The organism is Streptomyces sp. NPDC051041 (assembly GCF_044456065.1).
In the GTDB taxonomy this organism is placed as follows: Bacteria; Actinomycetota; Actinomycetes; order Streptomycetales; family Streptomycetaceae; genus Streptomyces; species Streptomyces glaucus.
On record NZ_JBITFM010000006.1, the window covers coordinates 336,706 to 346,771 of the forward strand.

General features: G+C 70.9%; 11 protein-coding genes and 2 pseudogenes. 8 read left to right on the plus strand and 5 right to left on the minus strand.

Annotated elements, in window-relative coordinates; genetic code table 11:
- Positions 1 to 195 precede the first annotated feature (195 nt).
- On the minus strand, positions 196 to 2,094 hold the full coding sequence (locus tag ACIBAI_RS13930; protein ID WP_399033918.1) for an NAD-binding protein: 1,899 nt from the start codon (positions 2,092 to 2,094) through the stop codon (positions 196 to 198).
- A 260-nt stretch (positions 2,095 to 2,354) separates the two neighbouring features.
- Here ACIBAI_RS13930 and ACIBAI_RS13935 point away from each other — a divergent pair.
- Positions 2,355 to 2,699, plus strand: a pseudogene (locus ACIBAI_RS13935) (response regulator transcription factor); the annotation flags it as partial.
- A gap of 98 nt (positions 2,700 to 2,797) precedes the next feature.
- On the opposite strand, the gene ACIBAI_RS13940 reads toward ACIBAI_RS13935, so the two are convergent.
- The gene (locus ACIBAI_RS13940) at positions 2,798 to 3,262 is read right to left on the minus strand and encodes a hypothetical protein (RefSeq protein WP_399033920.1); all 465 of its coding nucleotides are present in this window, start codon (positions 3,260 to 3,262) and stop codon (positions 2,798 to 2,800) included.
- Between the two features lie 330 nt (positions 3,263 to 3,592).
- Positions 3,593 to 4,240 (minus strand): GPP34 family phosphoprotein, encoded by a 648-nt coding sequence (locus tag ACIBAI_RS13945; protein WP_399033921.1) that lies wholly within the window; start codon positions 4,238 to 4,240, stop codon positions 3,593 to 3,595.
- A 323-nt stretch (positions 4,241 to 4,563) separates the two neighbouring features.
- Between ACIBAI_RS13945 and ACIBAI_RS13950 the strand changes: the two genes are divergently transcribed.
- Positions 4,564 to 5,037, plus strand: coding sequence for a hypothetical protein (locus ACIBAI_RS13950; RefSeq protein WP_399033922.1), 474 nt, complete (start codon positions 4,564 to 4,566; stop codon positions 5,035 to 5,037).
- 503 nt (positions 5,038 to 5,540) lie between these two features.
- A complete protein-coding gene (locus ACIBAI_RS13955) occupies positions 5,541 to 5,951 on the plus strand; it encodes a VOC family protein (protein WP_399033923.1) in 411 nt (136 codons plus the stop codon).
- A gap of 30 nt (positions 5,952 to 5,981) precedes the next feature.
- Here the strand turns inward: ACIBAI_RS13955 and ACIBAI_RS13960 are convergent, their stop codons facing one another.
- Positions 5,982 to 6,566, minus strand: a complete 585-nt coding sequence (locus ACIBAI_RS13960; protein ID WP_399033983.1) for a TetR/AcrR family transcriptional regulator — start codon at positions 6,564 to 6,566, stop codon at positions 5,982 to 5,984.
- A 107-nt stretch (positions 6,567 to 6,673) separates the two neighbouring features.
- Between ACIBAI_RS13960 and ACIBAI_RS13965 the strand changes: the two genes are divergently transcribed.
- Complete coding sequence (locus ACIBAI_RS13965; protein ID WP_399033925.1) at positions 6,674 to 7,555, plus strand: NAD(P)-dependent oxidoreductase; 882 nt, start codon at positions 6,674 to 6,676, stop codon at positions 7,553 to 7,555.
- Positions 7,556 to 7,592: 37 nt separating this feature from the next.
- Positions 7,593 to 8,144, plus strand: coding sequence for a transposase (locus tag ACIBAI_RS13970; protein ID WP_399033927.1), 552 nt, complete (start codon positions 7,593 to 7,595; stop codon positions 8,142 to 8,144).
- A 34-nt stretch (positions 8,145 to 8,178) separates the two neighbouring features.
- Here ACIBAI_RS13970 and ACIBAI_RS13975 read toward each other — a convergent pair whose 3' ends face one another.
- The gene (locus ACIBAI_RS13975; RefSeq protein WP_399033928.1) at positions 8,179 to 8,355 is read right to left on the minus strand and encodes a UTRA domain-containing protein; all 177 of its coding nucleotides are present in this window, start codon (positions 8,353 to 8,355) and stop codon (positions 8,179 to 8,181) included.
- A 12-nt stretch (positions 8,356 to 8,367) separates the two neighbouring features.
- Here ACIBAI_RS13975 and ACIBAI_RS13980 point away from each other — a divergent pair.
- From ACIBAI_RS13980 to ACIBAI_RS13990, 3 genes and pseudogenes are all read left to right on the plus strand, one after another.
- Positions 8,368 to 8,717: pseudogene (locus tag ACIBAI_RS13980) on the plus strand (site-specific integrase); the annotation flags it as partial.
- A gap of 434 nt (positions 8,718 to 9,151) precedes the next feature.
- Positions 9,152 to 9,340 carry a hypothetical protein gene (locus ACIBAI_RS13985; RefSeq protein ID WP_125505105.1) on the plus strand — a complete coding sequence of 63 codons (189 nt, stop codon included), beginning with the start codon at positions 9,152 to 9,154 and terminating at the stop codon, positions 9,338 to 9,340.
- Positions 9,341 to 9,543: 203 nt separating this feature from the next.
- Positions 9,544 to 10,047, plus strand: coding sequence for a very short patch repair endonuclease (locus ACIBAI_RS13990; RefSeq protein ID WP_399033930.1), 504 nt, complete (start codon positions 9,544 to 9,546; stop codon positions 10,045 to 10,047).
- The last annotated feature ends 19 nt before the right edge of the window (positions 10,048 to 10,066 follow it).

The following is a 10,066-nucleotide window of genomic DNA, read 5'->3' on the forward strand; positions in this document are numbered from 1 at the left end:
TCCGCGCCGTGCCCGCCCGGTCCGCGTCGTGCCCGCCCGGACCGGGCCGTGAGCGGACAAGGCCCGGGCCTCGAGGCCCGGGCCCGGTGCCGGGGCTTGGCGGAGCCTTCGGCGGATCGCGGAGGGGGAGGGGACCCGCCCCTGCGGCCCCCTCCCCGGCCCCGCGGCCCGCCCCCCGGCCCCACGCTCCGGCGCCTACGGCCCCGACCCCTGCGCCCCGGCCCGCTCCCGTGTCCGCCGCCCCAGCAGCTCCGCCAGCCCTCGCCTGGTCGCGGCCAGCACCACCCGGTCCTCGCCGCGCAGCACATACGTGTCGGGCAGGTCCCACACCAGTCCCGACGCCCGCGCCCCCTCGCCGGCGCCGTCGGCCCCCGGCCGCACGCGCCGCTCCTCGGTCGCCCCCGCCGTGTCCAGCGCCAGCACCCGCCACGCCCCCGCCCGGAACGCCTCGCCGACCGTCTTCCCCTCCAGCTGCGGATGTCCGGCCACCTCCACGGCCGCGAACAGCAGCACCCGCCGCTCCACCGGGATCGCCCCCAGGATCTGACGCCCCATCATCGCCCCGGCGAACGCGGGCGCGGCCAGATGCGACACGCTCCGGCTCCGGGTGAGCGCACCGGGGTGCGCCGCCCGCAGGGTGCGGTACACGGCGGTCGCGAAGTCGTCGTCGTACAGCCGCAGCACCACCCGCAGATCGGGCCGCACGGACCGGGCGTACAGCACGGCCTCCAGATTCGTGGTGTCCGCGCTGGTCAACGCCAGCAGCGCATGTGCCCGGTGGATCTTGGCGGCTTCCAGGACGCCCTCCTGCGTGACGTCCCCGAGCACCACCGGCACCCGCAGCCGCCGCGCCGTCGCCAGTCCCCGCGCCTCCGGGTCGGCCTCGACGCACACCACGGGGATGTGCAGCTCGCGCAGCCGGGTCAGCACCCGCGTGCCGATCTTCCCGAGTCCGAGCAGCACCACGTGCCCCCCGAGCCCGCGCGGCGGCTTCCGCAACGCGGACGCGCTGCGGAACGTCCCCAGCGCTTCGAGCACCGCCGCCAGCAGCACCGGCAGCAGCAGCAACCCGACCAGCGCGGACAGCAGTTGCAGCAGCTGACGCGGCACCGACTGGTGCTCCGCCGGCTCGTTGATCGCGAACAGGTCGAGCAGCGTGACGTACGTGGCGTACAGCAGGTCCTTCCCGGTCACCACCGACAACGCCACGGCGAGCGCGACCACGCACCCCACCAGCCCCGTCAGCGACCACCGCAGCCGCCGCGAGAACAGCGAGGCCAGCGGCGGCACCCCGGCGCCGCGCCCCGAGGCCGCCGAGGCCCCGGCGTACGACACCTGCTCCAGCACCACCGTCCCGCGCCCGGTCGCCGCCGCCACCGCCGCCGCGTCGGGCAGCAACTGCGGCCCCTGCTCGCCGCTGCTCTCCGAACCGTCCGCGCCCGCCGGGTCGTTGCTCGTCGCGGACAGCAGCGCCAGCGTGCACAGCCCCGGATCGGCCACCGTGCCCGGCCGGGGCGGCGGCCGTTCCACCGCGCGCAGCAGCAGCCCGTCCGTCTGGACGACCTTGCTGGTCCCGGCGAGCGCGGTGGCGGCCAGCGCGGGCGCGGCGGTGTCGGCGTCGGACAGCACGGTCGTGGAGGCGTCGATGTCCGGCCCCGGGGAGCCCTCGGACGCCAACGCCGCCGCCTGGTCGAGCAGTTCCTCTATGTGCTGCCCCAGCCGCCGGTTGTAGAGCCGGAGGACCAGCCGCAGCCGGGGGTTGAGGCGGCGGGCGGTGAGGGCGGCGCGGATGTTGGTCTCGTCGTCGTCGTACACGAGCGCCAGCGCGGCGGCCCGATCCACGCCCACGTCGGCGAGCACCGCCTCGGTCAGCTCGGCGGCCTCCACGACCCGGCCGTCACCGCCGCCCGTGCCCCGGTTGGCGGTCACGTTCACCACCCGGCCCAGCAACGCCACGGCGCGGGCCCGCCCGACCACCGGCTGCCGTACGCCGCGCCGGGAGGGCGGGACGACGAGCGTGACCTGTTCGCCGTACACGCTCCGCAGTTCGGCGGCGAGCCGGTGCGCGAGCCCGTCGTCGCCGCACACCACCATGTGCGCCGACGGATCACCCCCCGGCCTCTGCCCCTGTCCCGGCCCCGGACCCTGATTAGGAACGCTCCCCACGAGGGGAGAGACTGCCCCGACGGGGCGGGTGGTTCCAGTGGTCACCGAACGACGGCCGGTGCCCCGCCGTACGGGAGGGGAAGCCGGGCGGCCGGCGCCCGGCCCCGCCACGGGGCGGCGGAGCAGCGGTTCGCGTCGGCGAGGACCCCCCCCGTCCTTGCCGCCGCCGTCGCCGAGTCCCCGGAACTGCCGCCCGCGCCGGCGGCACCGGCGACGCCCTGCTCGCCCCGTCGATCACCCGGCGCCTGGTGGAGCGCTTCGCCACCCCGTCCGCCCACCCGCCCACCGTGCACGCCGACCTCTCGGCCCCGACACCCCGCGAACGGGAGGTCCTCACCCTGCTGGGCCGCGGCCTGTCCGACACCGAACTCGCCACCGAGCTGACCCTCGGCGAAGCCACCGTGAAGTCCCACGTGGCCCGCATCTTCGCCGAACTGGGCCTCCGTGACCGGGCCCAGGCCGTCGTGCTCGCCTACGAGACCGGACTGGTCAGACCGGGCGGCTCCGGCGGGCACGGCTCCCCGGCCCCGTGAACCGGACCCACCCGCGCCCCGCGGACCCGAGCGCCCTCGGCGGCCGCTCCCGGTGCGGCCTGCGCGGTCCCCGGCGGACCGGCGCGTCCGCAAGCGTCTCAGAGGTGCTGCTTGGCTGCTCCGACCAGTCGGCTGATGCCGTCACGGGTCCGTACCCTGGCATCGTCGAGTTCGGTTCTGCTGCCTGTCCTGGACAGCGCCATGATGTCTGCCAGCACGTTCTCCGCGGCCCGGCTCAGCGCCTCGTCGTCGGTGAGCATCTGCACCCGGAACAGCGCCTCCTGGGCGCTGGAGCGCAGATCGTAGGCGCGGATCCGCACGGTGTCGGGGTCCTCCGGCGGTGGGTGTTCGTGTTCGCAGAACCAGAGGTGAATCAGGCAGCGGCGGTAGTTGACCAGCGCGCCGGCGTAGGCGGAGTAGGCGTCGAGTCGTTCCTGCCGGAGCTTCTCACGGCGGGTGAACTGGTGGCTCCTGTCGGTGGTGCGCTGCTGGAACGCCAGGGTGATCCCCGAACCGAGCAGCGTCCCCAGGACGGCTATGCCGCTGGCGATGATGGTCTCCATACCCCAAGCTGATCACGCATCGCCGTCCTTCGCGGGGCGCAGCCCGACTTCGGTGCCGGCGCGCTTCCTCCTTGCGCCGGTGGGGTGTTGGGGACTCGGGGCGTTCGCCGGCTGCCGGCTGGCCGGGGTGACCGGCACGCGATTCCCGACCGAGCGGCCAGGGCGGCAGCAGCGACCGCCGGGCTCGGCGGCAATCGCGCCGTTGGCGTCCACCGCGGGAACGGGCGGCTCGCCGCCGTGGTCACCGGCCGAGCTGCCGCGGAATCGATACGGAGCGAAGGTCTGCGGATCCGGCCGGCGGGTCCGCGGACACCTCGGGTGAGGCCTTCTCTACAGGGCGGACGAGGCGATGACCGCGGTGAGAGCGGCGACCGTGGTGCGGATCGTGTCTCCGAGTGCCGCGGCCGGGCCCTGCCCCTCGGCGATCGCGGCCAGACGGTACTCGGGTGCCCTCCCCCCGGAATCCCGCGGCAAGACGGCCTGGAGACCCGCATGGTGCAGCACGGTGATCAGTGCCGCTGTGCGCTCATCGGGGTTCTGGTCCTGTGCGAGGACGGCTGCCAGCCGCCCTCGCAGCGCCACGAGTTCCGGCAGGCCCGTGACCGGGTACTTCACCGATCCGAAGACGCCGAGGACCCGCCGTCCCTGCCTTCGTACCAGTCCCTTCTCCCATAGTCCCCGGTACGCCATGCCGAGTGCCTGCTCGCGTACGGCCAGCAACCACTCCCGGGGTGTCTCCTCGGGATGGCTCCGCATGTGCTCGGCCATGGCCGCGGCCGCCGGACCCACCGGCGTCGACGCTCCAGCGACGACGAGTGAGCCGTCACGCTCCGTCAGGTGCCCGGAGAAGCCCAGTTCCAGCAAGGCGGCCGCAGAAACCGCCAGGGACACCCGCAGCGGCGCTTCGCGCAGGATGCCGGTCTCTTCGTCCAGAGTGAGCAACACGACCTGCTCGCCGATCGTCAGATCCTCGGCCATGGATTCCCCTCCCGATGGAGGGACGCTCCACAGGAAGCCGGGGTTCCCGGCGCACGTCGGCGAAGTCGAGCGATCGGTCCGGATCCGACGGCCGATTGGACTGGACAGTTCACTTTCCGCTCGATCCGGGAGAATCCGACGCCCGTAGTGCCCCTTCCGGCAGGTTCCCGAGCTTTCTCGTGGATCCGGATGTGTCGCCCCTGGGCGTGCGGTCACCAGGGGCGGCCGGCGACCGGGAGTGCCGGCACGAGGTCGACCCCGATCGCCGAGGAGTACCACCAGGCGCACTGCTCGGCGGACGTGTCCACCCGAGCACAGGCCGAATGAGGGCGTACACCGCGTGCGAGGTGCCGGCGGGTGCTGTCACCGTCCCGTCTCCTGATGAAGTCGAGGGCGGTCCCGGCCGGCTCGACGACGCGGCGTACGAGGGACGCAAGATCCTTCCCGGTGGTGAGGATCCCGACCGGACATCGATGGGTCCCCTGTCCATCCGGGTCCGCCGCGCGGCGGAGGTCCTCGGGTACGGCCCCCAGCACCTCACCGGCATGCAGCGGGACCAGGCCGTGACCGCGATCAAGGACCCGGCCGAGAACATCTTCATCGCCTCGGAGCACCTCGCGCGGCGGAAAGCCGAGAGCGGCTTCGCCGACGTACCGCCGGAGCAGATGACCCGTGCGCGGATGCAGCAGCTCGCCGCCCGCTGCAACGGCGGCCCTTACCACGAGGACCCGAACGCGCAGACGTATGGTCGGGGCTTCGGCCAGGAGCTGGACGACGCGAAGGAGGCACTGAGGTGAGTCCGCGGGCCGGGTCGGCGACCGAAGCACGGGAGAGCCGGCAGCCGAGTCGCTCCGGCTGGGTCGGCACCGGCGTAGGCGCCGTGACCCACGGCCTCTTCGTCCCGAGGCAGCTTCGGCAGGGCTGCCGACGTGGTAGGGCGTGCCCGTCACCTGCGCCGATGGTCCGCAGACGTCCGCGCTCGTCCGCGGTTGCTCGTCGGCGTCGTCACGCAGTCGAACACTCACCCGGTGCAGCGAGGCGCCGGATCAGCGCACGTCGGCTCAGCTCTCCGGGCTTGGGCGTGGCCTGTCCAGTGTCACAGATCCAATCGGGTGACCTGGGGCGGTCGCTCGCTACGACTGTCGTTGGTGGTCGTCGGTCGGCACTGAGCAGCCTCGGATGGCCCGGAGACGGCCCAGCCGAGGGGGGCGAAGCCCCAGGGCCTTCCGTTCCCACACTTCAGCGGAGCGGCTCAGGGCCTGTCCCGAAGCCGGGTGTGATCTTGTGGCAAGATCCCGGGATGCTGCGACTCACCGATTTCATCATCGACTGCCCGGAGACGATGAAGCTGGCGGCCTTCTACTCCGAGGTGACGGGCCGTCCGATCAAGGAAGGCAGCTCCGAGGACTGGGCCGGCATCCAGTTCGGCGAGATCGAGCTGGCATTCATCCGGGTGGACGACTACCGCGCTCCGCAGTGGCCCGACCGCGAGCACCCCAAGCAGTTCCACCTCGACTTCGAAGTGGACGAGATCGAGTCCGAGCAGCGCCGTGTCCTCGACCTCGGCGCGACGCTGAGGCAGGACTTCATCGGCCCCGACGGCTACGGCTGGCAGGTCTACACCGACCCGATCGGCCACCCCTTCTGCCTGTGCCGCAACAAGGGCGTCATCTGGACCGACCAGGGCCCGATCTGGCCCAAGCGCGACTAGACCCTGTCTCTCCGATCGACGTCGGCCGCTTCAGCGGGGTGGGTAGGCCTCGTACGAGCGCACAAGGCGGGCGAGTTGCCGGCCCGCCGCCTCCAGTGGTTCCTCACTGCGGTAGACCTGAGCGGTGACTTCGGCACCTTCCAGGGCGCCGATGATGGTGGGCGCCAGCTCCCGGGCGCTCTGGGAGGGAAAGCCGCAGTGCAGCAGCTTGTCGAAGACCAACTGCTCCCAGCTGCGCAGTGCGTCGGCGCAGGCCTGCTGGATCCCTGAGTCGGTTCCGAGCGTCTCCAGGGCCGCTGCCGTGACGGGGCAGCCGTCGATCCAGCCCGACTCGCGCAGTTCCCTGGCGAGTTGCCGGGCGCAGCCCATCACTGCCTCCGCCGGGTCTTCCTCGCTGTCCAGTGCCTTCCGCAGAAGCGTCGCGAATTCCTCGCCGCTGTGCTTGATCGCAGCCACGGCGACGGCCTCCTTGCCGCCCGGAAAGAAGTGGTAGACGGAGCCGAGGGTGGCTTGCGCCTCCTGGGCGATCTGCTTGATGCCCGTGCCGACATAGCCCTGCCGCTGCAGGAGGCGTGACGCGGCGACGACGATCCGGTCCCGGGTGCTGGTCTGCATGCGGCCACTGTATCGATCCATTGGGTAGAGCGTTCGTTCTAGAGCCGTGATATGTTGCCGTCGCGCACTGGGTAGAGCGATCGTTTTAGCGAGGGTGGGATCGCGTCATGAGCAGCGCCAAGCAGTCGCTCACCGTCATCGGACTCGGCCCCATGGGCCAGGCCATGGCCGCGGCCTTCCTGGACCGCGGGTACGCGGTCACCCTGTGGAATCGCACGGCGTCTCGCGCGGATGCCCTGGTGGCCCGCGGCGCGGTCCTCGCGCCGAGCGTCGAGGAGGCCCTTGCCGCGAACGAGGTCGCACTCCTCAGCCTCACGGACTGTGCCGCGATGTACGAGGTGCTGGAACCCGCGGTGACGGCGCTGGCCGGCCGAGTCCTGGTCAATCTCAGCTCTGCCACCCCCGAGCAAGCCCGCTCCGCCGCCCGCTGGATGGCGGAGCGGGGTGCCGTGCAGCTCACGGGAGGTATTACTGTGCCGCCCTCCGGGATCGGCCAGTCCGCCTCGGCCACCTTCTACAGCGGTCCGCGTGAAGCGTTCGACAAGCACCGTCCGGTGCTCGAAGTCGTGACCGGCCGGACCGACTACCAGGGTGAGGACCCCGGGCTCGCCGCGCTCTTCTACCAGATCGGCATGGTCATGTTCTGGACCTCCATGCTGAGCTACTGGCAAGCGATCGCTCTCGCCCACGCCAACGGCCTGGCAGCGGCCGACATCCTGCAGCACGCCACCGACACCGCGAACTCGCTTCCCGGGTTCTTCGCCTTCTACGCCGAGCGCATCGACGCCGGCAAGCACCTCGGCGACGTGGACCGCCTGGCCATGGGGATGGCCAGCGTCGAGCACGTCCTGCACACCAACGCCGACTCGGGTGTCGACACCGTCCTCCCGGCCGCGGTCGCCGAACTCTTCCGGCGCGGCATGGACGCCGGCCACGCCACGGACAGTTTCTCCAGCCTGGTGGAGTTGATGAAGAAGGCCGAGGCATAACCGCAACCTGCCCGACAAGTACTTCACCGTCCCGGACATGCTCAGCAGAGGTGATCCGACCGACGAGGAGTGGGCCGTCACGGAGCCGCTGCTGCCGGTGAGCTGTTACCGATGCGGCCGATGGCGAGACCACCGCCAAGTGATCAACGGAATCATCCACCGGCCGAGCACCGGAGTGCAGTGGCGTGAACTGCCTCAGCGGTTCCGCCCGTGGCAGGCCGTCCACAAGCGGCACCTGCTGTGGTCGGCCGACGGCACCTGGAACAGGCTCCTGCAGCATGTCCAGGCCCTCGCCGATACCGCAGGCGATATCGACTGGAACGTCAACGTCGATTCCACCTCGGTACGCGCCCACCAGCATGCCGCCGGGGCGCCCAAGCGCGCCTCATCCACGTCGCCGAACTCTTCAAAGGACGGCGCGGTGAAGGTGAGGCCCGGTGCTGCCGACAGCGGTGAGCCTGCGCGATCCGCTGGTGGAAATCAGGCAGCAGTCGAAGGGACGTCCCCCCGGCTTCGACAAGGAGCGGTACAAACACCGCAACACAGTGGAGCGGGCCGAAGGCGGGAGCGCAGCACAGCCGGGGCTTGATGAGGTAGATGAGGTAGAGGAACCTTGTAACAGCTCAGCTGCTCAGGCGGTACTCCAGGACGTACGAACCGGCGTCCAGGGGCATCTGGTCGACCTCGACGGGGCGTTCGTCCTCGGTGAAGGCGGTGCGGCAGATCTCCAGGACGGGTGTGCCCGTGGCGAGGTCAAGGGCGGCGCGCTCTTCCTCCGACGCCGACGGGCGGGAACTCACCGAGCAGACCGTGTCGTCGAGCTGTGCTCCGTGCCCCAGGGGCAGCCGGGGCGTCCGTCAAGGCCTCCACCCTCGCCCAGGCCGAGGCGGTGCTGAAAGCAGCCGAGGGCACCTCGATGCACGCCTACATCGTCGTAGCCCTGCTGACCGGTGCGCGTACCGAGGAGCTGCGGGCGCTCACCTGGGACCACGTCTTCCTGCTCTCCGACCGCGGCGTCCCGCTGGAGGAGATCTCCCGGCTCGTCGGCCACTCCGGCACGGCTGTGACCGAGGAGGCCTACCGGAAGCAGATCCGGCCCGTGATCCAGACCGGTGCCGTGGTCATGGACGGAATCTTCGGCGCTGATCGGCAGCGGCCGTAGACACGCGGGAGCCGGTAGTCACGCAGATAGACACGCAGACGAGACAGGTCCCCTACCTACTCACGTGAGTAGGTAGGGGACCTGGTGTTTCTCTGTCGGGGTGGCGGGATTTGAACCCACGACCTCTTCGTCCCGAATTAGGTTCGGGCATGATCATCACCGGTCTCTTTGCTGTTTTGCCTGGTCAAGGCGTTGGAGTGCGGTGGTGTCGGGTGGTCTGGAAAGGGCTTGGGGAGCGGGTTGGCTCCCAGATGGCTCCCAGCGAGACCTCAGCCAACGGCCGCTGAGTCCGCGATTCGCGCCGTATCCGCGAAGGCCGACGAGGCGAGCAGGCTTACGGATCTACGTGTCACAGAGGGTGATGCACCTGGGCGGTTGATTGCCGGACTGGTCAGGGCAGCCCAGTCCTGCCTGGAGACTGGCAGACTGCGATTGTGATACGCGAACCAGCAGAACTGCAGATCGATGACGACGGCCGTGTGTCCCTGCCGCTGGGGCTCCTCGCGGAGGCCGGCCTGGATGCAGGCGGCCGGATCCTGGCGTTCAGCGACGGCGACGGGCGCATTGTGCTGCAGCGAGAGGCAGACGCCTTCAAGGCGCTGCTGCAGGACGGGACTCTGTGAGTGGAGATCCCGCCGCCGCTAGGCCACTCCCGTCGCAGCGGTCGGCGATCGTCGGCCTGCGACCGGGTGGCGTCGGTGAGTGCGCGGCTTGCGGTTGCCCGCCTCCACCACGGGGAAGCGCCGAGAATAGAGCTGGACGGATAGGAATGGGTCCTCGCCAGGCGGGACGACCCGGAGGAAGCTGTCCCTAAGCTGCTGGAGATATGAGCGAGCAAGGACTACCGGAAGCGCCGGCCGAGCAGTGGACACCACCGGAGGGGTCGTGGGCGTCGTCGGCCGCGAGCCGGCGGAGCATGCTTGGCAACCGGAATCGCGATACCGCGCCCGAGCTGCTCCTCCGCTCGCTTGTCCACGCCGCTGGACTGCGCTACCGGGTGGCTGCAAAGCCGCTCCCGAAGATGCGCCGCACGGCCGACATGGTCTTCCGCCCGGTGAAAGTCGCAGTCTTCATCGACGGCTGCTTCTGGCACGGCTGCCCGGAGCACTTCGTGATGCCGAAGACGAACCGGTCGTACTGGGAAGAAAAGATCGGCCGGAACATCCAGCGCGACCGGGACACAGACGACCGCCTCGCGGAGGCAGGCTGGCTGGTGCTCCGCTTCTGGGAACACCTCGAACCAGAGGCGTGTGCCGCGACTGTCATCGAGGCAGTGGCCGCCCGGCGGCAGGAGGTCCAAGCCTCGAAGCATCCGAGGAATGCCTCCTGACCGTCGCGTCGCTGGCGGT